This window comes from Thermosynechococcus sp. B1 (genome assembly GCF_030322985.1).
Classification (GTDB): domain Bacteria; phylum Cyanobacteriota; class Cyanobacteriia; order Thermosynechococcales; family Thermosynechococcaceae; genus Thermosynechococcus.
Window position 1 is genome coordinate 866,243 of the sequence record NZ_CP096573.1, and the last position, 25,306, is coordinate 891,548.

A 25,306-nucleotide genomic window follows, 5' to 3' on the forward strand; every position below is an offset into this window, starting at 1 on the left:
TCCACTGGCCTTCGAGAAGTATTCTGGTATGACCTCTCCCATTAAAACTAAGCCTGCATCCCTCTACACCGCAGACTATTACCTTTGGCTTAAGGAGACCGTTGCCCAACTCAAGGCAGGGGACTTCGACAACTTAGATGTGGAAAATTTAATTGAGGAGATTGAGAGCTTGGGTCGAAGCGAAAAACAGGCGATCGCGAGCTATTTAATGCGACTCTGTGAGCACCTCCTCAAAATTAAATACTGGGACACGGAACGGGAATACTGCCTGCGGGGTTGGCAACGAGAAGTGATGAATTTTAGACTGCACATTCAGGAAATACTCGAAGCCAGCCCTAGCTTGACATCCTTTGTACAGGAGATTTTCATCAAACAATATTGCAATGGGAGAAAACTCTTTCTCAGCGCTAGTGGGGTAAATCCTCATTTGATTCCTGAAGCCCCCGAATTTAGCCTTGAACAAGCTCTCGATCAGAACTGGCTGCCTTGGCAATCTGATGCGAACTGCGAAGGCTCAGTCTCGTGAATCGCGATCTTGCCCTAAGCACTCGTTGTTGGCCAGCCTTAGCCCGCCCCTGTAATTGGAAAATCGCTGTAAGCTATTGATAGGGTTGATTAAGGTTTTTTAACCTTTCCCCGACTCTCTGCCTCGCCTACGTGAACGACCATGTTGCGGATCATCACCCAGTTAACAGACCTACGCGCTGAACTACGCCGCATTTGCGATCGCACCGATAGCGGGGAGATGAGCGAACAACAGGCTACCGTTGAGGCAATTTTGCGCCGTGTGGCCAAGGAAGGCGATCGCGCCCTGATTGAGTACACTGCCCAGTTTGATCACATTGACCTCACCCCCGAAACATTACGGGTGAAAGGAGATGAACTGGATGCCGCTTACCAACAGGTGTCCAAAGAACTCCTCGATGCCATTCGCCTTGCCAAGCAACAAATTGAAGCCTTCCACCGCCAGCGCGTGCCCAAAAGTTGGGTGCAATTTGGTGAAGATGGCATTGTCCTCGGCAAACGCTACACTGCTGTTGATGCTGCCGGACTGTATGTGCCGGGGGGACGGGCTGCCTATCCGAGTACGGTGTTAATGAATGCGATTCCCGCTCAGGTGGCCGGTGTGCAGCGGATTGTCATGGTCACCCCTCCCGGTCAGGGCAAAGGCATTAACCCTGCGGTTCTCGTTGCCGCCCAAGAAGCGGGAATTCAAGAGATTTATCGCGTTGGTGGCGCCCAAGCCATTGCCGCCCTTGCCTATGGCACAGAAACGATTCCTCGGGTGGATGTCATTACTGGGCCGGGAAACCTGTATGTGATGCTGGCCAAAAAACAGGTCTATGGCCGCGTTGGTATTGACTCCCTAGCAGGGCCGTCAGAGGTCTTGATCATTGCCGATGAGACAGCCAATCCCGTTCACATTGCTGCTGATCTACTGGCTCAAGCGGAACATGATCCCCTTGCGGCAGCCATTTTGCTCACACCGAGTCTTCCCCTTGCGGAAGCAGTTGTCACGGCTGTTAATGAACAATTGGCTGAGCATCGGCGCCGTGTCCTCACCGAGAAGGCGATCGCCCACTACGGGTTGATTGGCATTGTCGAGAGCCTAGAACAAGCGGTAGAACTCTCCAATCACTTTGCCCCTGAACATCTGGAATTGGAAGTCGAAGACCCTTGGAGCCTTGTCGAGCAGGTGCGCCATGCCGGTGCGATTTTCCTCGGCTATTCCACCCCTGAAGCGGTTGGCGACTATCTCGCGGGTCCCAATCACACCCTGCCCACCTCTGGTGCCGCCCGTTATGCTTCTGCCTTGGGTGTAGAAACGTTCCTCAAACACTCCAGCATTATTCAATACACCCCTGCTGCCTTACGCAAACAGGGGGGAGCGGTCATGACCCTCGCTGAAACAGAAGGCCTGATTTCCCACCGCGACTCCGTGCGTCTGCGCCTTGAGCCTTAGAAACTAACAATCAGGTAGGGGGCTTCAAATTTACCCCCGCGAACCGGTTTGCCCTTCAAGCTAGGGGGCAGTTCAATGTGGCGTCGCTGATCGCCAGCCTCCACCGTCAGTTCCCCACTAAACTCGCTGAGTTTCACCTGTTCTTTGCGAAATCCTGGCAGGAAAATGCGCACCTGCTGTTGCGTCTCATCAAATTCATGGGGAGCTGGTGCTGCCGCCAACTGGTTCAGGTCTGGAAGATGGGAAACAAGGCTTTGCCAGTGGCTCCAGTCTTTGGGGAGCGCCGAAATGCGTAGCAGTGCAAACGTGCGGCTGACCTCTGGCGTGGGTTCCCCCATACAAAAGACCTCAGAAATGGGGATATTCACCTGTTGAGCACTGCCCCATAACCATTCGGTTTGAGCCGTTGAGATCACTGTGCCATCCGTTAGCAGAAACACCGATAACCGTTGCGAGTCCGCGGCAATCTGCACACCGCGATCGATCCACTCCTTCGCCTCACCGAAACGCTCCCGCACTTTTTGGGTATCAATATTGGCTGCCATAATTGCACTAGCGATCGGCCCCCCAATAGCATTGGCGATCGCGTTGAGATCTAGTTGATCTAGCAAACGTTGAAAGCGGCGATAGTACCACGCCAACCCTTGGGGCAACCCAATCAGCCGCAGTGTATCTTGACTATTCCCGCCCACGTAGACAATCACATCGTACTCACCACTGCTGTAGTGAATGCGTAGGGCATTGAGGGTGAGCAAAGTATCCATCCCCGGCAAGATCACCAATTCGCCTGCATAAACCTTACCCACCAACTCTTGGGGCAAATAGGGTTCCACCAAACGGCTGAGTTCTTGCCATGCGGTGTTGAGACTTTCAGTAGCCAGCAGCTCAGCGATCGCTAATCCCTCCGACAGCAACTTGGGTTGCCAACCAATCGCCTGATCTGGACTGCCAATGAAAAATTGCAGGGAAGTGGCTGGACTCGGCACTGCTAACAAGGTTCGCTGCTGTCGCCCGGCAAACCACTGGGCAATAGCCAGACCCAGTGCTGTTTGTTGTTCTGGGGTTGCTCCTAAGAGAGTAACAATGCGTGTCATGGCAAGTTTGAGGACGATAGTTGCTTGGACTATCCTATCGGCAAACGGCTATCCCAAGGTTCTCTAGACAACCCCTCATAAAATCGCTTCTATGGGCAGCAAAATCCCCTCAACGATAAAGCTACTTACTAGGGCGATCGCCCTCCTTCTAGGGGCTTCTAGACCCTTCTCAGGCCAAAAAAATTTTTCGCGGCGCAAACAGATCCTCATTAGAGCATTCTGAACCTAAATTCAAATCCTTTTTCAGAGTTTTCCCCAAGTTCCCCAAAGTTTTCCCCAAGCACTTGGAAGTTCTGATCCTCTAGCCATCTCAACCCTTCGTTTTGTTCTTGTCTTCCTAATGTTTCCCAGTGTCACAACCCTCTCAACCAAGATTTCCTCAAGCTCTAAGACAGCTTCAGACTAACCCCACATGCCCCAAATCACATCTTTATTTTTCTCTGTCAGAATCTTATTCTCTTTAGATCTTAGAGATCTACTACTACTAAATTATTTAAATAATATTTATAGTAGTAGTAGGGGCTGTGGAAATGTGGAAAAATTTTCGGAAACCCGCTTGCAGAGCGACTTTGAGCCACTTCCCCCCTGTGGAAAACTTGTGGAAAAAGTGGGGGGTTTTTCCACAGGCTATTATCTTAGTGGAAAAAGAATAAAAAGTTTTCCACAGTTTTTCAGAGTTTTTCCGGGGTTTTCCACAGGTTTTCCCCAGAATTTTCCACAGGCTTTTTGGAGTTTTCCACAGGCTAGGGGGGGAAGATTTCCGTATTTCTACGATTCCCCTTGTCGGCGATCGCTCGCACACTGAAAAAAAGAGATTGTGCCAACCGATACGAACGTTCCTGTGGACTCCCTGATGTTTTCTCTAGAATGCCCCACAGCCAGTCTTGAGCAAGTGATTGGTCATCTTCCTCCTGTTGAGCAGATTCGGATGCTGATGTACCACCCTTACTTCACCGGTCGCTGCCCTGCGTGTCGGCAACCTATCCATCACTCCCAACTCAAGATAGGTCAGTGCCATTGCTCCCACTGTGGCTGGCAAGATCAAGCGGGCGATTCCGAGCTTATGCCTAGGTTGACGGCTCAGCATCCAGACCGTTAGCGGCTGTATTCTCTGTTCGGTCTGCCAACGGTGCAAAGCTGGCAACGATCGCCACCATCAGCCACCAAAGGGTAGCCACCTCCGGGCGAAACCAAATCGTATCTACCAACCCATGGGTCAGCATTCCCACCATGCTTGCCACAGCTCCCATTAACCAGAACCCTTGAGGGTTTGCTGTTGTCCGTAACGCCTGCAAACAACGCCACGCGCGATCGGCGAGCACCGCCAACAACCAGAGAAAGACACTAAAGCCCATCACCCCCACTTCCACAAGGATTTCCAGAAAGATGGAATAGGCACTCAAGGCCGTAAAGCGCACATTCACCTGATACAGCGGGTAAATCTGGTTAAAGGCCACATTCCCCGGTCCAATGCCGAGCCAAGGCCGTGCCCAAATCATCTGTTGCACTGCCGTCCAAACATTAATGCGGAAATTATTGCTACTGTCCCCTCGGGCAACAAAAATACTCGCTGCTCGCTCCCGCAGCGGCGCCACACTCACAATCGCACCAATACAGAGGGCGATCGCCAGCCCCCCCACAGTCGGCACCCCCCAACGCCGCCATTGCAGCGGTAACCTTGGCCAAAACCAAATCCCCAGCAACCCCACCCCAGCGATCGTCGCCGCAACCAACCCCAACCAACCACCACGGCTAAACGTCAATATCAGGCTTGCTGTATTCATCCCCAGCATCACCACCGCCAACAGCTTTGGCAGCCAGCCTCGCCACACCGCGATCGCCGCCGCACTCAACGGCACACTAGGCAACAAATAACCCGCCAAGAGATTGGGATTTCCCAAAAAGCTATACACCCGTGTCACATTTGCTAAGGCCGACTCTGGATCCGTCCACGTCGCCAACGGCTCCGCCCCAAAAATCCACTGCCGTATCCCCTCCACACTCACCAGCAACGCCGTCAGCAGATAGACCGTCAGCAAGCGCGATCGCCACCGCTCATTGCGCATCACCCGCTCCGCCAGCGCAAAAAACAGCAAGTACAACGTCAGCTTCGACAACCCCACCATCGCCGCCCGAGGAACCGGCGACAACACCGTTGCCAACAGCGCAATCCCCCAATACAGCAGCACCAGCAAATGTACCCCCGACCAGCGGCCTTCCCGTTCCCCCGCCAGCGTCCACAGCAACCAAAACCCACCCCCTGCTGCCAGCAGCATCCCAATCATTCCCGACGGCATCAACGGCGCCAGTACCAGCACCAAGCCCACCAGCAGCGCCGCACAATGTGGCAGCCATCGCCCCAGCCAACTCTTCTCCTGCCATCCTTGGAGCAAACCCAAAAGCCGCCCCACCCCACTGTGGCTTCGCCACCCCTCCATATCCAACCGCCGCAGCAGCACATCCATACCACTATCCCTTAAGCACACGTATCGTCGATCAGCTTACGCCCAAGCACCGTTGCTGAAAATCCTCCCAAGGAATTCCGCGCTCCAAATACACCGGCGCACTAGGCGTGTAGGGACTACGCAGCCGATCCACCGCCACAATCACCGCCTCCTGCGGCAAAAGGGGAACATCCGCATCCACCACCGTCGCTCCCGTCAACGACGACGACACCCCCTTAAAGATCAGCACCACCTCCTCCTGCTCCCCCACCTGTGCCTCCACCAGCAACACCTCCTGCGGATGGGCACGACTATAGGCCTCCAGCAGCGCCAACGCTGACATGCTCACCCTCCTGAAACGAAAATCTGAAAAAATTTTTAGCCCCAAAAGCCGCTTGTAGAGAGCGTTTCAGCCAAATCCAGAAAAAAATCCGAAAAAAATCTCGAAAAAGGGGTTGACACGCCTATGTAGGCTTGTTAGATTGATAAAGCACTCGATGAGGCGCGCAGCCGAAACGAGTCCTGAACCTAGACAAATCAACGTTTGAAAGCCAAAGCGTTAACCCTCGTCAAGGTACTCAAGTAAGTACATTTTCGATGTAGGTTACACCTACTAGAGCAAAAAGTCAAATTCTCTTTCTTCAAAATGGAGAGTTTGATCCTGGCTCAGGATGAACGCTGGCGGTCTGCTTAACACATGCAAGTCGAACGAGCACTTCGGTGCTAGTGGCGGACGGGTGAGTAACACGTGAGAATCTACCCTCAGGAGGGGGATAACGGCTGGAAACGGCCGCTAATACCCCATATGCCGCAAGGTGAAATCTTTTTTGGCCTGGGGATGAGCTCGCGGTGGATTAGCTAGTTGGTGGGGTAATGGCCTACCAAGGCGACGATCCATAGCTGGTCTGAGAGGATGATCAGCCACACTGGGACTGAGACACGGCCCAGACTCCTACGGGAGGCAGCAGTGGGGAATTTTCCGCAATGGGCGAAAGCCTGACGGAGCAAGACCGCGTGAGGGATGAAGGCCTTTGGGTTGTAAACCTCTTTTCTCAGGGAAGAACACAATGACGGTACCTGAGGAATAAGCCTCGGCTAACTCCGTGCCAGCAGCCGCGGTAAGACGGAGGAGGCAAGCGTTATCCGGAATTATTGGGCGTAAAGCGTCCGCAGGTGGCTTTCCAAGTCTGCCGTCAAAGCCCGAGGCTTAACCTCGGATCGGCGGTGGAAACTGGATCGCTAGAGTGCGTCAGGGGTAGGGGGAATTCCCGGTGTAGCGGTGAAATGCGTAGATATCGGGAAGAACACCAGTGACGAAAGTGCCCTACTGGGACGTTACTGACACTCATGGACGAAAGCTAGGGGAGCGAAAGGGATTAGATACCCCTGTAGTCCTAGCCGTAAACGATGGACACTAGGTGTTGCTGGTATCCACTCCAGCAGTGCCGTAGCCAACGCGTTAAGTGTCCCGCCTGGGGAGTACGCACGCAAGTGTGAAACTCAAAGGAATTGACGGGGGCCCGCACAAGCGGTGGAGTATGTGGTTTAATTCGATGCAACGCGAAGAACCTTACCAGGGCTTGACATGTCGCGAATCCTGCGGAAACGTGGGAGTGCCTTCGGGAACGCGAACACAGGTGGTGCATGGCTGTCGTCAGCTCGTGTCGTGAGATGTTGGGTTAAGTCCCGCAACGAGCGCAACCCTCGTCCTTAGTTGCCAGCATTCAGTTGGGCACTCTAGGGAGACTGCCGGTGACAAACCGGAGGAAGGTGGGGATGACGTCAAGTCATCATGCCCCTTACGTCCTGGGCTACACACGTACTACAATGCTGTGGACAGAGAGTTGCCAACCCGCGAGGGCGAGCTAATCTCTTAAACCACGGCTCAGTTCAGATTGCAGGCTGCAACTCGCCTGCATGAAGGCGGAATCGCTAGTAATCGCAGGTCAGCATACTGCGGTGAATACGTTCCCGGGCCTTGTACACACCGCCCGTCACACCATGGGAGTTGGCCACGCCCGAAGTCGTTACTCTAACCCGCAAGGGAGGGGGACGCCTAAGGCAGGGCTGATGACTGGGGTGAAGTCGTAACAAGGTAGCCGTACCGGAAGGTGTGGCTGGATCACCTCCTTTTAAGGAGACCCAATCTGTTCAGGTCGCAACGTCACCTTATTTAGAACAGATTCAATGCGGTCTAAGCACGAGGTTGACCTTGGCTTTCAAACTCTGCTAGGTTAAGCAGACAGGCATGGGCTATTAGCTCAGGTGGTTAGAGCGCACCCCTGATAAGGGTGAGGTCCCTGGTTCGAGTCCAGGATGGCCCATACACATGCCTGGGGGTATAGCTCAGTTGGTAGAGCACCTGCTTTGCACGCAGGGGGTCAGCGGTTCGAGTCCGCTTACCTCCACGTCATTCCATCAAAGGTTGACGTGTCTGCACATTAAATTTCAGCGACAGAACCTTGAAAACTGAATAGCGATTAGTCAGGTAGTTATCTTGGATAGGACAATCACTTGTCCTATCTAGAAACACAGACACCAATGTTGACTGTGGTCAAGCTACAAAGAGCCTACGGTGGATACCTAGGCACACAGAGGCGATGAAGGACGTGGATACCGACGATACGCTTCGGGGAGCTGGAAACAAGCTTTGATCCGGAGATTTCCGAATGGGGCAACCCAGTGACTCTAACGCCAATCCATAACGTTAGAGGGCGAACCTGGCGAACTGAAACATCTTAGTAGCCAGAGGAAAAGAAAGAAAACTCGATTCCCTTAGTAGCGGCGAGCGAAAGGGGAACAGCCTAAACCAACGGGCTTGCCTGTTGGGGTCGTGGGACAGCAACGTGGAATTGAGCGGCTAGACGAAGTAGTGGAATGCTACACCAGAGAAGGTGAAAGTCCTGTAGTCAAAAGCTTAACAATCCTAGCTGTATCCCGAGTAGTCCGGAGCACGTGGAATTCCGGATGAATCTGCGAGGACCACCTCGTAAGGCTAAATACTCCTGTGTGACCGATAGCGCATAGTACCGCGAGGGAAAGGTGAAAAGAACCCCGGAAGGGGAGTGAAATAGAACATGAAACCGTAGGCTTACAAGCAGTCGAAGCTCGATTTAACGAGTGACGGCGTGCCTGTTGAAGAATGAGCCGGCGACTTATAGGTACTGGCAGGTTAAGGCAAGAATGCCGAAGCCATAGCGAAAGCGAGTCTGAATAGGGCGTTTGTCAGTATTTATAGACCCGAACCCGGGTGATCTAACCATGGCCAGAATGAAGCTTGGGTAACACCAAGTGAAGGTTCGCACCGACCGATGTTGAAAAATCGGCGGATGAGCTGTGGTTAGGGGTGAAATGCCAATCGAACCCGGAGCTAGCTGGTTCTCCCCGAAATATGTTGAGGCATAGCGGTTGTGATTATAGCAGGGGGGTAAAGCACTGATTCGGTGCGGGCTGCGAGAGCGGTACCAAATCGAGTCAAACTCTGAATACCCTGTGTACACACAGCCAGTCAGACGGTGGGGGATAAGCTTCATCGTCGAGAGGGAAACAGCCCAGACCACCAGCTAAGGTCCCTAAATCATCACTAAGTGGCAAAGGAGGTGGGGATGCTCAGACAACCAGGAGGTTTGCCTAGAAGCAGCCATCCTTAAAAGAGTGCGTAATAGCTCACTGGTCAAGCGTTCCTGCGCCGAAAATGAACGGGACTAAGTGATGTACCGAAGCCGTGGACTTACTACGTAAGTGGTAGGGGAGCGTTCTGCATTAGTTTGAAGCACTAGCGTAAGCAGGTGTGGACGAGGCAGAAGTGAGAATGTCGGCTTGAGTAGCGAAAACATTGGTGAGAATCCAATGCCCCGAAACCCCAAGGGTTCCTTCGGAAGGCTCGTCCGCGAAGGGTTAGTCGGGACCTAAGGCGAGGCCGAAAGGCGTAGTCGATGGACAACTGGTCAATATTCCAGTACTCATCTTGGTTTGTGCAGAGGGACGGAGAAGGCTAGATCAGCCGGATGTTGGTTACCGGTTCAACTGTCCGAGGTGTTGAGGAGCGGTGAAAACGCTCTGAGCTGAGGCAGGAGTACGACCCACTACGGTGGGGAAGTGATTGATGTCATGCTTCCAAGAAAAGCTCTAAGCACGTTAAGCCAAGATACCCGTACCCGAAACCGACACAGGTGGGGGGGTAGAGTATACCAAGGGGCGCGAGATAACTCTCTCTAAGGAACTCGGCAAAATGGCCCCGTAACTTCGGGAGAAGGGGTGCCACCGAGAGGTGGTCGCAGTGAAGAGGCCCAGGCGACTGTTTACCAAAAACACAGGTCTCCGCTAAGTCGTAAGACGATGTATGGGGGCTGACGCCTGCCCAGTGCCGGAAGGTTAAGGAAGCTGGTCAGCGCAAGCGAAGCTGGCGACCGAAGCCCCGGTGAACGGCGGCCGTAACTATGACCCAGTTGTAGTTACGTAAATAAATCTGGCTATATGCTGGAACATCCGGTGTATCTGCTGCTACTCGCTCCTAAGATAAAAGAGCAGTGACAATGCATGCAGTGCGGACAATCAGCAGGAAAGGTGCCAATGACTGCCAATATCAAGCAAGTGCCTCCACAGATAGGTTACTACCTAGCAGGTTTTGCTGATGGCGAAGGAAGCTTCAATGTTTCTTTTCGCCCGCGTCCTGACTACTTTGTGCCTTGGAAGGTTACTGCTAGCTTCAATGTTTCCCAAAAAGACCGTGTCATCCTTGCTTTGTACAAAAAGCATTTGGGTTGTGGAACACTTCGTGAGCGCCCTGATGGGGTATGGTACTACGAAGTTACCAATCTGAATGCTATAGCTGAAAAGGTCATACCTTTTTTTAATCGGTTTGGCTTTCTTTCAGCTAAGAAAAAGCGGGACTTTTCCAAATTTAAGCAAATTGTAGCTCTGATGCTGCAAGGTGCTCACCTAACGGAGGACGGTATCAAAAAAATTCTCAAGATCCGTCAATTAATGAATGACGGTGGGAAACGGCGATACACGGACGATCAAATCTTGGCAACCATTGGCAAATCCTCAGAGACTATATGCCAGACACCGCAAATTGAAGGTGATGATATAGTCCGATCTTCATGGCGACATGAAGGATCAGAGTAAATTTAGGTGATGCTCTGGTCGCACTCAACAATTATGTACAGCATACTTGAGAGTTGAGTGAAACATAAATGAACGGTCCTAAGGTTAACGAACGCTAGCCTTAGTAAAACTGAACCATATGCGGGGAAATCCTCTGACAGCTTTTCACTACTCGTTCAGCGAGGCACTTAACTCGAAAGAGTTTGAAAACTTAAGGTGCTGCGGTGCTGTTCAGTCAAAATGTGAAAGACATGGGGATAATCCGCAGGAAAGACCTAGAAGTTTCTAGGAATCCTCAGAGACTTGATGTTCAGGTGCGACGCATGAATTTAGATGCCCAGTGGATTGTTGGTTTCGTTGATGGCGAGGGATGCTTTCATGTGAGGGTCAATCCTCACTCCGAGATGGCAACAGGTTTTCAGGTGCTTCCTGAGTTTACTGTTGTTCAACATCGACGAGACGTAAAAATTCTCTATGCACTCAAGGCTTATTTCGATTGTGGCGTGGTTCGTGTGAATCATGGCGATCGCATGGCCTATCGAGTCCGAAGCATAGAGCATCTAGCTGACCGTATTTGTCCCTTTTTTCTTAAGCATCCTCTGAAAACAAGTAAGAACATTGACTTCTTGAAGTTCAGAGATGCAGTTCTGCTGTGTCAAGCAGGTGTCCATTTGACAAATGATGGTCTAGAAAAAATCCAAAAACTGGCGTCTCAAATAAATCGTAGTCGCACAAGGTAAAGTCCAGCTCTATCGGAAACGGTAGAGAACAACTGAGCGAAATTCCTTGTCGGGTAAGTTCCGACCCGCACGAAAGGCGTAACGATCTGGGCGCTGTCTCGGAGAGAGGCTCGGCGAAATAGAAGTGTCTGTGAAGATGCGGACTACCTGCACCCGGACAGAAAGACCCTATGAAGCTTTACTGTAGCCTGGAATTGGGTTCGGGCTTTGCTTGCGCAGGATAGGTGGGAGACGTTGAAGTATCCCTTGCGGGGGATATGGAGTCGCCAGTGAGATACCACTCTGGCAAGGCTAGAATTCTAACCTTCTGCTGTTAGCCAGCGAAGGAACAGTTTCAGGTGGGCAGTTTGACTGGGGCGGTCGCCTCCTAAATGGTAACGGAGGCGCGCAAAGGTTCCCTCAGGCTGGTCGGAAATCAGCCGTAGAGTGCAAAGGCATAAGGGAGCTTGACTGCAAGACCTACAAGTCGAGCAGAGACGAAAGTCGGCCTTAGTGATCCGACGGTTCCGCGTGGAAGGGCCGTCGCTCAACGGATAAAAGTTACTCTAGGGATAACAGGCTGATCTCCCCCAAGAGTTCACATCGACGGGGAGGTTTGGCACCTCGATGTCGGCTCATCGCAACCTGGGGCGGTAGTACGTCCCAAGGGTTGGGCTGTTCGCCCATTAAAGCGGTACGTGAGCTGGGTTCAGAACGTAAATCATTGCGTCACTTCACAGTAATGTGAAGCAGCAAACCGACTAAAATCGGTAGAATCTTAATCAGTGACGAACGGCTGATTAAGACAATACCGAGGGTAAGCAAGAGTCTCGTGACAGACGATTTAACGCTGAGTTACATTGCTGGTTTCTTGGATGGTGATGGCTGTATCAACCTTCAACTAGTGCGACGTAAGGATTACATCCTTGGTTATCAAATTCGCGCTAGCATCACTTTCTTTCAGTCTTCTTCGCATCGTTCCTTCTTGGAGTGGTTAAAGTCCATTTTCCAAGCAGGGTTTGTGAGAGACCGAAAGGGTGGCTTAAGTGAGTATGCAATTGTTGATGCGCCATCTGTCTTAGAAGTACTGCTAACTCTTCGCAGCTACCTTAAACTCAAGAAGCCACAGTGTGATTTAGCAATTACTGTTCTACAGGAAGTTGTTCAATCAAGGCGATTAACGCCAGAACAATTCCTAAAACTTGCTCAGCAGGTGGATCAATTCGGTGAACTGAATGCTTCTAAAAAGCGTTCGATTCGCTCTGAGCAGGTGGAGCAGTTTTTGAGATCACGACAACTCTTGATCCCGTAGAGACTGAAGCCTAGGCTTGAGTTAGCCATCAAGCGTAAGCTGAGATGCTCTGAGGTTGTCAGAGACATCAAATGTCGGCTCCTGATTCGTTAGTGGCGAGAGTCAGGATGAAGATATAGTCCATGCTCGTAGTGATACGAGAACAACATGCGTGAGACAGTTCGGTCCATATCCGGTGCAGGCGTAGGAGCATTGAGAGGAGTCCTCCTTAGTACGAGAGGACCGGGAGGAACGCACCTCTGGTGTACCTGTTATCGTGCCAACGGTAGACGCAGGGTAGCCATGTGCGGAGTGGATAACCGCTGAAAGCATCTAAGTGGGAAGCCCACCTCAAGATGAGTGCTCCCATGGCGTAAGCCAGTAAGGTCACGGGTAGACCACCCGTTAATAGGCTCCCGATCGAAGTCCAGTAATGGATGAAGTCTAGGAGTACTAATAGACCGAGGGCTTGACCTCATCAATCAACCGGTGTCTGAGTTAAGCAACTGTACTGACAATCGCTATTTAGTTGAAAGGGTATTTCCGCTGAATTTATCTAGCAGTTCTCTAGTCTAGGTTCTCAATTCAAAATTAATGCTTTGCCTAGTGCCTATGGCGCGGTGGAACCACGCTGATCCATCCCGAACTCAGAGGTGAAACGCCGCAGCGGTGAAGATAGTTGGAGGGTCGCCTCCTGCAAAAATAGCTCGGTGCTAGGCAAAATATTCAAACCACCCCATCTAGGTTGCCTAGGTGGGGTCTTGATTTTTAAGAAATGTTTAAGGGATGATCGGTTTTGGATAGAGGAGTGACATTGATGGGTAGTTCGGTCTATATTGCATCAAATATCGCTCTCCTCAAAAGGTTTTTAGGGTCATGCCTCAATTCATGCGTTTGATGGGTCTTCGGCACTGGATGCGGGTGGGTTCCTCGGTGGTGGCAGCGGTGCTGGCGGCGGCGTTACCAGGCTATGGACGAATGCAGGATAGCCCCAAGATGTTGGTGGATGAGGTGTGGCAAATTGTGCAGCAGGAATATGTGGATGAGTCGTTTAATCAAGTGGATTGGCTGGCGGTACGGCGGCAACTTTTGGCGCAGCGCTACACGTCGCGGCAGCAGGCCTATGCAGCTATTCGGGGAATGTTGCAGCAGTTGAATGACCCCTATACGCGCTTCATGACTCCAGAGGAGTTTACGGCTTTGCGCACGCAAACGTCGGGGGAAGTTTCGGGGATTGGTATTCGCTTGACGGTGGATGAAAAGACACAACAGTTGACGATTTTGGAGCCGCTGGAAAATTCACCTGCAACTAAGGCGGGAATTCGGGCGGGCGATCGCCTGCTGGCCATTGATGGTCACTCTACTCGGCGGATGTCGATTGAGGAGGCATCGCGGCGGATTCGGGGGCGGGTGGGGACTCCCATTGAACTTCAGTTGTTTCGCCCTAATCGCGGTACCTTTCGCCTGACGCTGACACGGGCATTGATTGAACTCCCTGCGGTGCGATCGCTAGTGAAGGAGGAAGGCGGTGCCCGCATTGGCTATATCTATCTGAGTGAATTTACTGCCCATGCAGCGGATCAGTTGCGCGCGGCGATTCGCAAGCTAGAGGCGGAGAAGGTGGAGGGGTTTGTTTTGGATTTGCGAGGGAATCCAGGAGGACTATTGCAGGCAGGAATTGATATTGCCCGCATGTGGTTGAATCAAGGTTTGATTGTGCGTACGGTCGATCGCAGTGGCCACAGTGAGCAGGCACGGGCGAATCAATCGGCATTGACGAATTTGCCCCTCGTGGTTTTGGTGGATCACCGCTCTGCTAGCAGTAGTGAAATTCTCACAGGGGCATTGCAGGATAACGGTCGTGCGATTGTGGTGGGCACGCCAACCTACGGTAAGGCCTTGGTACAATCCATTCATCAATTGAGTGATGGTTCAGGATTGTCGGTGACGGTTGCTCATTACTACACGCCCAATGGCACGGATATTAACCGCACAGGGATTACGCCGAATGTAATGGTGACGCTGCCGCAGGAGGTGAGTACCAATCCCCGTTTGTGGACGACAGCAGCCGATCGCCTGTACCAAGCAGGAGTGGCTCAATTGCGCCAAGCCATTTATCGCAGTCAAGCGCCTAAGCCCATGAATACGGCTCAAACAGGGGAGCAGGAGCAGTTTCGCCAACCCCTTGGTGTCCCTTGTCCGGTGCAGTGATGGTTGTTTCAGAGATTGATCAGGAATACCCCGCTGAGATTCAATTGGCCTTCCATGCCCTTGGGGAGCCGTTGCGGTTGAAGGTGATTGAGATTCTGCATCGGGAGGAGCTGTGTGTCTGTGATCTGTGCGATCGCCTGCACCTGACCCCCTCAAAACTCTCGTTTCATCTGCAGGCACTGCGGCGAGCCAATCTCGTGCTGTCGCGTCAAGAAGGGCGGTGGGTCTATTACCGCCTCAATCGTCCCCAATTTGAAGTCCTAATGGCCTATTTGCAGCAGTTTACGGTGGGGGAAACGGTGCTGGCTCGCATCTGTTCTTAAAAATCAACGCCGCGCTTGAGATCAACGCCTTTCTCAGCATAGTGCTTGTGGCAGATCATCTCCGAGTGGACGCTGGCCAGTTCAAAGTAGGCGGGGGGATATTTGCAGCGACCGGTAATAATGATTTCCGTGGTGCGGGGCTTGCGCAGGAGCGTTTGCACAATCGGTTCGACGGGGAGAAGCTCGAGGTCAACGGTGGGGTTGAGTTCATCGAGAATAATGGTCTTGTAAAGGCCAGAGGCAATGGCAGCTCGAGCAATTTCCCAGCCGCGTTCGGCTTCGATGTAGTCAATTTCCTGCTGCTGACCGCGCCAGACAATGGCATCCCGACCACAGCGGTGATGATCCACTAAATGGGGATAGCTCTCTTTGAGGGCAGCGATCGCCGCATCTTCGGTATAGCCCTGCCCCCCCTTGAGCCACTGCAGAATGAGCACACGGTGGGATTGATCGCGGCTAATTCCTTTGCCGATCGCCTGCAGGGCTTTACCGAGGGCACTGGTGGACTTGCCTTTGCCGTCACCCGTATAGATTTCAATACCTTCAATGCCCTGTTCTTGAGCCGTAGGATGCACAAGGGGACGCATCTCGGAGTGGAGGTCAGCAATTTGCAGGAGCTGGGCAGGAGCCCCCCGGCCAGTGGCAATAATTTCTAGGTGTTCGGGCTTGTGGCGGAGGGTGTTGACAACTTCATCAACGGGCAAAAGGCCTAAATCTAGGACGGGGTTGAGTTCATCTAAAACAATGACGGAATAGAGACCAGAGGCGATCGCCCCCTTGGCAATATCCCAGCCCCGCTGTGCCTCTTGGCGATCGAACTTGGTAATTTGCTCGGCAGTAAAGTATTCAGCGCGGCCAGTGCGCACTTGGTCAATGAGGTGGGGAAACCCGCGCTGCAGCGCTTCAATGGCGGCATCTTCGGCATAGGCACGGCCAGGTCCTTTGAGAAAGCGCAACAGGAGTACCCGAGTGGGCCAAGCAGAGGCAATACCCAGACCAATGGAGCGCAGAACAACCCCGAGGGCAGCTTGGGATTTGCCCTTACCAGCACCGTCATAGACGTGGAGTTGACCGCTCACCCGTCCGGGGCGAATCTGAGCGGTTTGAATGCCAATACCTGCACGGGTCATAGAGGTGTGAATCAAAGAACCTAGAGGGATTGTATCAAGGGCGGGGTGGGGTTTTGAGAACAACGGCTTCAACCGTTAGATCTGTGGTAGTGGTGGCGGTAATCGCCCAACGCAGGGGCTGACCATGGGCTTGCAGCGCCTGTTCGATAGCCTCATGGAAAGGCGAGGAAAGGCTGTGTCGGGGTAGGGTCAGACGGATAAATTCCGTTTGCATAGGTTTTGCTTGATGGGTTAAACACCAATGACAACGACGGTGACATTGTCGCGGCCGCCGTGGGTTTTGGCAGCATTCACGAGGGCAGCCGCCGCTTTTTCGACATTGGGTTCACTGAGGTAGATACTGATCACCTCGTCGGTGAGTTCTTCAGTTAAGCCGTCACTGCACAGCAGCAGGCGATCGCCCGGCTCTAGATCAATGGGTTGAATATCAATTTGGGTGAGGTCTTCACGGCCTAGGCACTGGGAGAGGACATGGCGCCATGGATGCTGCCGCGCCTGCTCAATGGTCAAGCTTCCCAGTTGTACGGCTTGGGCAATCCAAGTGTGATCGCTGGTAATTTGCTGGAGTTGGTCTTTGCGCCAGCGGTAGATGCGGGAGTCGCCCACATGGGCACACCAAGCGCGATCGCCCTTTTCATCAACGAGAACCACCACAGCCGTTGTCCCCATATCAGCACGGGCAGTATTTTGGCGTTGCTGCTCAACAATGGCATGATTGGCAGCGAGAAAGGCTTGGCGGAGTAGGGTCACAGGGTCATGCTGAAGGTCCTCAAGGTGGGTTTCCAAGAATGCCTGAATATGTTCGACAGCTAAACGACTGGCTTCCTCGCCCCCAGCGTGCCCACCCATGCCATCGGCCACAATAAAAAAACGCTGATGCTTTTCGTCAATATAAAAAGCATCCTGATTGCTTTTGCGAATCAGACCACAATCAGTTAAGCCGGCAACGTCCATGACCCCCCTATGTTGGGTTGCTTGTTAAAACATTTTTTCATACTTATCGAGTTTAAGCATGAGTCGCCAATAGAGGATACCAAACCATACCGCTAATGCGGCTGCCACACCCGCCAAGAGGAGATACTGGTTCACGAGTAAAATTGTCGCCACTAAGGAAAAACTGCCAATAAGGACGACATAATTTAGTCCTAAGTTAATGTTACTCAGGCGCCGCAGAATGCGATCGCTCTCACTGGAACGGACACGCAAGCGCAGATCACCATTTTCCAGTTTATCGAGCACCTCTTCAAGGCGACGGGGCAAGCCAATGGCACTGCTGCCCACTTGAGCCGCTTGACGACTCAGTTCAGAGAAAAGACTGCCATTACTGGGATCGGGGAAGTTTCCGTTGGTCATAAGTTCAGTCGCAAATGGTTGGGCAACTTGCATGAAGTTAAAGTCTTTGTCGAGTCCCTTACCTACCCCCTCTAGGGTGGAAAATGCCCGCATCACAAAGGTAAATGTGGCGGGAAAGCGGAAGGGTTGGTCATAGGCAATTTCGTAGAGGTCATCGCTAATTTGAGCCACCGATTGGGCTTCAAAGGACTGGTTCATGAAATTGTCGAGGAGATACTGAATCGAGCGACGTACCGGCCCTAGATCGCCTGTGGGAACCAACGCTCCTAGCTCTACAAGGCACTGTACCACCTGTTCGGCATCCCGTTGGGCAATGCTTAAAAATGTTTTCAGCAATTTATCGCGGGTCACAGGTTGAATGCGCCCCATCATGCCAAAGTCGTAGAAAATCAGTTGGCCGTTGGGGCTGACGGCAATGTTGCCCGGATGGGGGTCAGCGTGGAAGAAGCCATCGTTGAGAACTTGATAGAGGTAGGCCTTGGCACCGAGTTCAGCAAGGCGTTTGCGGTCTAGACCCGCCGCTTCAAGGGCTTCGTAGTGGCTAATTTTAATCCCCGGTAGGTACTCAAGGGTGAGCACACGCCGTGAGGTATACCGCCAATAGACGCGTGGAACACAGGCCCAGTCGCGATCGCGAAAGTTGCGGCGGAAGGTGTCGGCATTGCGTCCCTCATTGAGGTAGTCAATTTCTTCGTAGAGAATGCGACAACACTCATCGTAGATGCCCATCCAGTCGCGCCCTTGCCCCCATTTGGGGTGGTTTTGAAAGTATTGGGCAATGCCTTTGAGAATCGCCAGATCAATGTCAAACAACTGCCGCAGGCCGGGGCGTTGAACCTTGACCACCACTTCTTCGCCTGAGAGGAGTTGTGCTTTGTGGACTTGACCCAGACTGGCGGCGGCCATGGGGATCGGGTCAAAACTGCGAAACAGTTCAGGGATATGGCGGCCAAAGTCTTCGTAGATGATTTTTTCGACTAGCTCGTAACTAAAGGCGGGGACGCGGTCTTGAAGTTTACTCAGTTCTTCGACGTATTCGCTGGGGAAGAGATCGGCACGGGTAGAAAAGAGTTGCCCCAGTTTAATGAAGGTGGGGCCCAGCTCAAGGAAGGTTTCACGAATCCAGATCGCTTGGGCACGGCGTCGCGCCGCACGCTTAGCATCGGTCATACCGCCCCAGTAGCTCCAAGATTTGGTGAGGAGCCAACGGCCAAAGAGAAATCGCCAGACAAAAAACCAAATATCAAAGAAGCGCCGCGTTTTTGAGTAGCGCTCGCGATTCCAACGATAGGATTTGCCGGTGGGCGTCAAACTGGCCGAAACTGGTGTGGACACACGCTCTTCCCTAGTGGGTGATCTCAACAAATTGTAACGAATCCCTAACGATACCAAAGAATAATAGGCTACAGGGCATAGCGATCGCGCCCCATGCCGAGGGCAAAACGCAGGGAATCGGGCAGGCTTTTGCTACTAGCGGTTAAAAAGAAGGTTAGCCCCAAGAGGCTAAAGACCGCCGCCATGCGAAAGATCAGGCGATAACCCAAAGGATCAATCAGCCCCCCCAGCAGTGGCCCTGACAAGGCCATCCCCAGATCAAATCCCCCTAAACTGAGGCTGAGAACCCGTCCCCGCTCATCGGTGGTGGAGCGATCGGCCATCAGGGCAGCGACCATGGGAATCAGGACACCGCCGGCAAGACCTTCAAGAATCGCCGCCCAGAGGATATCCAAGGGGGTTTGGGCTTGGGCGAGGAGCACCATTGAGACCCCATAGCAGGCAAGGCTGGCGGAGATGAAAATGCCCCTTCCCCAGCGATCGGAGGCAGAACCCGTGGCCACACGACCGATAAAGCTGGCGATCGCCGCCACGGAGTAAAACAGCCCTGCCGAAATGTTGAGCCGCTCAGCCGCAATAAACAGGGGAATAAAGGTGGCGATCGTGCCAAAGGTCAGCCCTACACTCAGCATCACCAAGCTGGGAATCCGCAGCCGTTCTGAAAGCAAGAGCCGCCAAAAGAGGGCTTTCTCTGGGCGAGACCCTCCAGAGTCCTGTGGGATATTCACCGCCCGCACGCCTGCGGCAGCCATGAACCCAAGGGCAGCTAAGCTACTGGCAACCATGAAGACCGAGCTATGACTGTAGTTCATTTGCAGCCAACTACCGAGACTCGGTCCGAGGGCAACCCCAATGGGATGGACAAGGCTGGTGTAGCCAATGATTTCACCGCGATGCTCAGGTGGGGCAATATCTGTCACCAGTGCCATGTAGCCGGTGGTAAAGCCAGCGATGCTCACGCCATGGAGAAGGCGCACCGCAACAAGGAGGGGTAGGTCGTGGCTGACGATATAAAACAGGGGAGCGATCGCGGCCACAGCGAGGCCAATCAGCAATGTAATTTTGCGTCCCCGGCGATCGGCCAGAGGCCCTAACCACGAGCGGGAACCAATCAGCCCCACAGCAAAGGCACCCATGACAAACCCCACCTGATGGGGCGTGCCCCCCTTCTCAGCAATGTAGAGGGGTAATGTGGGTAACATTGCGGCAATGCTGGACCAAAACAACAGACCAGCCAGTACGAGCCTGAGTAGCGTTTGGCGCACGGATGGGGGTAGCTTCAACAGGACAACCACAAATCCCCCTTGTTAACAAAACGTTACATTCCTTATCTATGATAGCTTTTTGCTGGCCGCTGGCTATGCACCTGAATTCTGTCCACTGCTGCTGGCTCAAGAATGCCTGCGATCCTGCTCCGACAGATCCCCAAAAGCCTCCCTAAGGTTGATTCTCTCGTAGAATCCCTCGGAGTCGCTCTGGGAGAGGATTTGAGTATTTTCGATGACCTTGTAGAAAATAATTTGCCCCCCTTCAAAAGGGATCCCTCGGAACAGGGGGTTGCAATCCGCTCCGGGAGAGGCTATGTCGAAGATGCTATTGCTTCTCTTCGGGGAAGCAGAATGAATGGAAATGAATGGAAACTCTTTGGTGATTAGTTAAAGAGGTAATTCTCCCTGATCAATTTCTTCGGGAGTTTCGGTTTTCGGAGTTCCATTCATTTGACTTTTGCGTAGCCCCACGGCAATTTTGCTGTGCTTTTCAATTTGGCGCATCACTTCACGGGCTCGCTGAATCACTACAGGAGGAAGGCCCGCAAGGCGTCCCGCTTCAATGCCGTAGGAGCGATCGGCACCACCGGGCTTGACTTGGTGGAGAAAAATAATCTCGTCGGGGAGTTCTTTGACCACCACTTGGTAGTTGGCCACATTGGGCAGCAGCGTTGCCAGTTGATTGAGTTCGTGGTAATGGGTGGCAAAAATGGTGCGGGATTTGAGGGTGGTGGCAAGATATTCTGCCACTGACCAAGCGATCGCCAGCCCATCAAAGGTGGCCGTGCCGCGCCCAATTTCATCAAGGAGGACAAGGGAGCGATCGCCCGCATGGTTGAGGATATTGGCCGTTTCATTCATCTCCACCATAAAGGTAGATTGACCCGTGGCGAGATCGTCAACGGCACCCACCCGCGTAAAAATGCGATCGCACACTCCCAAGGTGGCACTGGTGGCGGGCACATAACTGCCCATTTGCGCCAGCAGTTGAATCAAACCCACCTGCCGTAGATAACAACTTTTGCCACTGGCATTGGGGCCTGTCAGCACCATCAGATCAGCGCTTGTACCGAGTTCCGTATCGTTGGGAACGAAAAACCCCGCTGGTAGCATCTGCTCGACCACCGGATGGCGCCCGCCGCGAATCTGAAGCTGGCGATCGCGGGTCATGTGCGGTCGGCAATAGTCCTGATACAGCGCCACCTCTGCTAACCCCAAAAGCACATCTACCGCTGCCACCGCTGCCGCAATCTCACGAATCGTTGAGGCCTGAGCGGCCACCTGCTCCCGCAACTGCACAAAATACTGGTACTCCAGTTCAAAAAGATGGCTTTGAGCCGCCAATAGCCGTGCTTCCCGTTCCTTGAGTTCCGCCGTGATAAAGCGTTCCTCATTTGTTAGGGTTTGTTTGCGGATGTAGTCATCGGGGACTTGGTTCAGCTTGGCGCGGGAGACACTCAGATAGTAGCCAAAGACTTTTGTATAGCCCACTTTGAGGGTGGTAATGCCCGTGCGCTCCCGTTCTTGGGCTTCTAAATTAAGAATCCACTGCTGATCTTGCTCAATTTGCTGGCGTTGCTGATCTAGTTCGGGGTAGGCACCCGACCGCAGGAGACCCCCTTCGGTGAGACTAATGGGGGGCTGATCCACAAGGGCTGCGCTGAGGGTATCCGCCAACTGCTCAATCACCGGTGGCAGGTGGGCAAGGGCTTGGAGATAGGGGGATTGGGTTGCCGTCACAACCGCCGCAAGGGAAACTAACGTCCGAAAGGAGTCCCGCAGTGCCGCTAAATCACGGGCATTGGCCGTCCCAGAACCCGCCCGACCCGCTAGGCGTTCGAGGTCATAAATTTCCTGAAGGTGGCGGTGCAGACTCTGACGTAGGCTACTATTGGCCATTAATTCAGCAATGGCCTCTTGGCGCGCCGTGATCTGCTCAATATCAAGGAGGGGTTGCAGGAGCCAGCGGCGCAATAGACGCCCCCCCATTGCCGTCGTTGTGCGATCGATCGCCCACAGTAACGAACCTTGGAAGCTACCATCGCGGACGGTTTGCGTCAGTTCCAGATTGCGGCGGGTTTGCGGGTCGAGAAAGAGATACTGGGCGAGGGAGTAGGTGCTGAGGTTTTGCAGGGGCACTGGTTGTTGGCGATGGGTTTCATCCAAATAGGCCAAGAGGCCACCGGCCGCCCGCATGGCAAGGGGCAGATGTTCACAGCCAAAGCCTTCGAGGGATTTGACCTGAAAGCGTTGACACAGGCGTTGGCGAGCTTCCGCTGCCTGAAAATCTTGGGGCGATCGCAGGGTGTAGCACCACTGGGGAGGCAATTCAGGGGGCAATTGATCCTTGGCTTCACCCGGGCGCAAAACGCGATTAATGTCCGGAGCCTGACTAGGCAGGAGAATTTCTGCGGGTTGCAAGCGGTTGAGTTCAGCAATTAACTCGGCGCGATCGCTCCCTTGGGTGGTACAAAACTCGCCCGTCGAAACATCGGCATAGGCCAATCCCCAATGGCTCCCAGAAAGCAGAACAGCAGCAAGGAAATTATTGCGGCGCGGTTGGAGCAGTTCTGTGTCCAACACCGTTCCTGGCGTAAACACTCGGGTCACTTCCCGCTTCACCAGTCCTTGAGCTTGGGCGGGGTCTTCCACTTGATCGCAGATGGCAATGGCGTAGCCCTTTTCAATGAGGGTGCGGCAATAGCGTTCAAGGGCATGGTGGGGAATGCCAGCCATGGCCACTCGTCCCACTTCTTTGCCCCCCTCTTTGCCGGTGAGCACCAGTTCCAGCTCGCGGGCAACGGTGCAGGCGTCTTGAAAAAAGGTTTCGTAGAAGTCCCCCACCCGATAGAGGAGGAGGGCCTGGGGGTAGGCATCCTTAATTTCAGCATAGTGCTGAAGCATCGGCGTCAAGAGCGATCGCTCCACCTCATCGTGGCGCACCTGTAGGCCAGGGTTGCGTCCTAAGCGCAGGGCAGGGGACTCAGTCTCAGAATGGGGCAGCGGGCGATCGTCGGACATGGCAACGTCACAGCTTCCTGTGGTGTGCTCCAAGGGGACCTTATATTATAGTTTTCTCTATTGTGGAGTAGAGCACCTAATACTCATCCCCCGTGGTCTCCATAAAGAGCCACTCCGCCAGTCCCGGACTATGTTCCCCAAGGATGGAAATGGCCTCTTGAAAGCGGCTGCGTTGAACATTGGCCTTGCTGATGCGCTCTGGATACGTGGTCATCAGGAGGTAGGGTTGGCTTTCCCTTGATTGCACAAAGGTTTCCACACCAGTAACAAGGGGATGCATCTCAAAAAAATGATGGAGTGCCATGGCTTGCTCAAGGGTTTTGGCTTCAACAAAGCCGAGATGACGGGTTAGGATGTCCCAAATGGCATCATCATCGCATCGGAAACTCACCTCAACGAAATAGCGCATCCCCACCTCACAGGCACCTGCGGCTATCTTAACCGCTTTTATTGATTTCATTGTCATGCTGTTGGGAGGGTTCCCTCGAATGGGAGAGGAGGCAGCAACTTTCAATCCTTGTGCGTTATGGCAAGGGTTTTGCTGGTGCCTTTGTTAGCTCGATGGGGTCAAACAAGGGTCAAGCAGGATTGCCTACTGGTCAATGACCCGCAGAATCACTAGCGTCATATCATCGCTGCGCCGGCCACTGGCATTGGTAAAGGCATCAACGGCATCAAAAATATAATCCAATAGTGCCTGAGCACCCAAACCCTTGGCACAGCCCTCTTTGAAGACTGCTGCGAGGCGCTCTTCCTCAAAGCGTTTACCTTTCGGATTATCGGCTTCTGTGATGCCATCCGTGTAGTAAACCACCGTGTCGCCGGGTTGCAGTCGCACTTCTGCCTCTTGATATTGGCTGCGGGTATCCAGACCAATGAGCATACCGTAGGTGTCCAGCCGATGGATAATCCCGGTTTCAGCTCGCCATAATAGGGGAGGAAGATGAGCCGCATTACTGTAGGCCAAGAGCCGCGTTTGCGGGTTGTACTCAGAGTAAAAGAGGGTGACAAAGCGGTGGGAGCTTTCTAAATCCGGCTGCATCGCCCGGTTGAGGTGCTGCAAAATGCGGCTAGGACGGTGACCATTGAGTGCTTCTGCCCGCAGCATGCCTCGGGTCATGGTCATGATCAATCCGGCCGGTACCCCCTTACCCATCACATCGCCAATGGCAATGCCCCAACGACCCTGTTCAATGTCTTGTTGATCGCCGAGGCCATAGGTAATGGGAATAAAGTCATAGTAGTCCCCCCCCACCCAACTGGCGGTGCGACACTCGGCGGCTAGCTCGAGGCCGTGGATTTTGGGACAGCGGTGGGGCAAGAGTCGCCGTTGAATTTCTGCCCCAATTTCCAGTTCCCGATCCAAACGCTGGCGATCGCGCAACTTTAAGGCCAATTCATCATTGGCAATGGCCACTGCCGTTTGATCCGCAATTACCTGCAACAGTTGCTGCCGCGTTTCATTCCACTCGTACTCAGGTTGCTGACTAAAAACGTAGAGCCGCCCCCGCTCCGTGAGTCCCGAATCCTTGACGAGAATCGCCGTGCCGTAGAACTGAATGCTTTGGGGGAGGCGTTCTCGCAGTTGCTGATCCAGAAGTTGCTCAAGCCGAGGCCGGCTGATCTCGCGATTATTCTCCGCATCGATTGCCGCCATACCAACGCTATTGGCAAGGGTGCGGGTGGCCGTTTCTAGGGCGGCGCGAATATTGGGACACTGATCGCTGGCGTGACAATGGAGTTGTTCAAGACGAGCCTGACCATCGGCGCGAAATAAGACTAGAGCTGCTGCCTCTGCCTCTGTGACCCGACAGGTAATGAGGGGGATCAGTTCAAAAAATTGATTCAGGTTGTTGAAACTCCGCAGCGCAAAGCTTAGGGAGGCCAATAGCTCCTGAATTTTACTGTTTTCCCGCTGTAACCGCGACACCATTTCCTTAAGGGCGATCACAGGGCTAGAGGAGGTCATAGAGGAGGAGGGGAAGGCAGGTGACATGGTAAGTTACGCCAGCAAAAGCGTCAATTGACTCTACAGCGTAGCGCAA

General features: G+C 53.2%; 16 protein-coding genes, 2 tRNA genes and 3 rRNA genes. 10 read left to right on the forward strand and 11 right to left on the reverse strand.

What is annotated here, in order from left to right; all coding sequences use genetic code 11:
• Positions 1-28 precede the first annotated feature (28 nt).
• On the forward strand, positions 29-526 hold the full coding sequence (locus tag M0644_RS04465) for a DUF29 domain-containing protein (RefSeq protein ID WP_286626781.1): 498 nt from the start codon (positions 29-31) through the stop codon (positions 524-526).
• Positions 527-667: 141 nt separating this feature from the next.
• Positions 668-1,963, forward strand: coding sequence for a histidinol dehydrogenase (gene hisD, locus M0644_RS04470; RefSeq protein ID WP_286626783.1), 1,296 nt, complete (start codon positions 668-670; stop codon positions 1,961-1,963).
• Here the strand turns inward: hisD and M0644_RS04475 are convergent.
• On the reverse strand, positions 1,960-3,057 hold the full coding sequence (locus M0644_RS04475) for an ArsA-related P-loop ATPase (protein WP_286626784.1): 1,098 nt from the start codon (positions 3,055-3,057) through the stop codon (positions 1,960-1,962). The genes hisD and M0644_RS04475 overlap by 4 nt on opposite strands.
• 853 nt (positions 3,058-3,910) lie before the next feature.
• Between M0644_RS04475 and M0644_RS04480 the strand changes: the two genes are divergently transcribed.
• A complete protein-coding gene (locus M0644_RS04480; protein WP_286626785.1) occupies positions 3,911-4,156 on the forward strand; it encodes a hypothetical protein in 246 nt (81 codons plus the stop codon).
• On the opposite strand, the gene M0644_RS04485 is transcribed toward M0644_RS04480, so the two are convergent.
• Both M0644_RS04485 and M0644_RS04490 read right to left on the reverse strand, forming a co-directional pair.
• Positions 4,125-5,522: an IctB family putative bicarbonate transporter gene (locus M0644_RS04485; protein WP_149818554.1), complete on the reverse strand. Its 1,398-nt coding sequence runs from the start codon at positions 5,520-5,522 to the stop codon at positions 4,125-4,127. The genes M0644_RS04480 and M0644_RS04485 overlap by 32 nt on opposite strands.
• A gap of 31 nt (positions 5,523-5,553) precedes the next feature.
• Positions 5,554-5,844 (reverse strand): hypothetical protein, encoded by a 291-nt coding sequence (locus tag M0644_RS04490; RefSeq protein ID WP_190278222.1) that lies wholly within the window; start codon positions 5,842-5,844, stop codon positions 5,554-5,556.
• 300 nt (positions 5,845-6,144) lie between these two features.
• Between M0644_RS04490 and M0644_RS04495 the strand changes: the two genes are divergently transcribed.
• The 7 genes from M0644_RS04495 (at position 6,145) to M0644_RS04525 (ending at position 15,154) form a co-directional block, all read left to right on the forward strand.
• Positions 6,145-7,634: ribosomal RNA gene (locus tag M0644_RS04495) — 16S ribosomal RNA — on the forward strand.
• A gap of 117 nt (positions 7,635-7,751) precedes the next feature.
• A tRNA-Ile gene (locus M0644_RS04500) sits at positions 7,752-7,825 on the forward strand.
• An 11-nt stretch (positions 7,826-7,836) separates the two neighbouring features.
• Positions 7,837-7,909, forward strand: a tRNA-Ala gene (locus tag M0644_RS04505).
• Between the two features lie 144 nt (positions 7,910-8,053).
• A 23S ribosomal RNA gene (locus M0644_RS04510) occupies positions 8,054-13,097 on the forward strand.
• Between the two features lie 125 nt (positions 13,098-13,222).
• Positions 13,223-13,339: ribosomal RNA gene (rrf, locus tag M0644_RS04515) — 5S ribosomal RNA — on the forward strand.
• The 16S, 23S and 5S rRNA genes sit together here with 2 tRNA genes alongside, the layout of an rRNA operon.
• A 169-nt stretch (positions 13,340-13,508) precedes the next feature.
• Positions 13,509-14,831, forward strand: coding sequence for a S41 family peptidase (locus M0644_RS04520; RefSeq protein WP_399363193.1), 1,323 nt, complete (start codon positions 13,509-13,511; stop codon positions 14,829-14,831).
• Positions 14,831-15,154 carry a helix-turn-helix transcriptional regulator gene (locus tag M0644_RS04525; RefSeq protein WP_149818561.1) on the forward strand — a complete coding sequence of 108 codons (324 nt, stop codon included), beginning with the start codon at positions 14,831-14,833 and terminating at the stop codon, positions 15,152-15,154. The genes M0644_RS04520 and M0644_RS04525 overlap by 1 nt, the downstream gene beginning before the upstream one ends.
• On the opposite strand, the gene M0644_RS04530 is transcribed toward M0644_RS04525, so the two are convergent.
• The 8 genes from M0644_RS04530 to M0644_RS04565 all read right to left on the reverse strand — a co-directional run bounded on the left by M0644_RS04530 (position 15,151) and on the right by M0644_RS04565 (position 25,230).
• Positions 15,151-16,284 (reverse strand): cob(I)yrinic acid a,c-diamide adenosyltransferase, encoded by a 1,134-nt coding sequence (locus M0644_RS04530; protein ID WP_286626789.1) that lies wholly within the window; start codon positions 16,282-16,284, stop codon positions 15,151-15,153. The two genes, M0644_RS04525 and M0644_RS04530, sit on opposite strands and share 4 nt — an antisense overlap.
• 34 nt (positions 16,285-16,318) lie before the next feature.
• Positions 16,319-16,498, reverse strand: coding sequence for a hypothetical protein (locus tag M0644_RS04535; RefSeq protein WP_149818565.1), 180 nt, complete (start codon positions 16,496-16,498; stop codon positions 16,319-16,321).
• A gap of 17 nt (positions 16,499-16,515) precedes the next feature.
• Positions 16,516-17,238 (reverse strand): Stp1/IreP family PP2C-type Ser/Thr phosphatase, encoded by a 723-nt coding sequence (locus tag M0644_RS04540; RefSeq protein ID WP_149818567.1) that lies wholly within the window; start codon positions 17,236-17,238, stop codon positions 16,516-16,518.
• 24 nt (positions 17,239-17,262) lie between these two features.
• Positions 17,263-18,972 (reverse strand): AarF/ABC1/UbiB kinase family protein, encoded by a 1,710-nt coding sequence (locus tag M0644_RS04545; RefSeq protein WP_286626792.1) that lies wholly within the window; start codon positions 18,970-18,972, stop codon positions 17,263-17,265.
• Between the two features lie 68 nt (positions 18,973-19,040).
• Complete coding sequence (locus M0644_RS04550; RefSeq protein ID WP_286626794.1) at positions 19,041-20,267, reverse strand: MFS transporter; 1,227 nt, start codon at positions 20,265-20,267, stop codon at positions 19,041-19,043.
• A gap of 360 nt (positions 20,268-20,627) precedes the next feature.
• Positions 20,628-23,261 (reverse strand): DNA mismatch repair protein MutS, encoded by a 2,634-nt coding sequence (gene mutS / locus M0644_RS04555; protein WP_286626796.1) that lies wholly within the window; start codon positions 23,259-23,261, stop codon positions 20,628-20,630.
• 76 nt (positions 23,262-23,337) lie between these two features.
• Positions 23,338-23,727 (reverse strand): hypothetical protein, encoded by a 390-nt coding sequence (locus M0644_RS04560; RefSeq protein ID WP_190278224.1) that lies wholly within the window; start codon positions 23,725-23,727, stop codon positions 23,338-23,340.
• 126 nt (positions 23,728-23,853) lie between these two features.
• On the reverse strand, positions 23,854-25,230 hold the full coding sequence (locus M0644_RS04565) for a PP2C family protein-serine/threonine phosphatase (protein WP_286626797.1): 1,377 nt from the start codon (positions 25,228-25,230) through the stop codon (positions 23,854-23,856).
• Positions 25,231-25,306 lie beyond the last annotated feature (76 nt).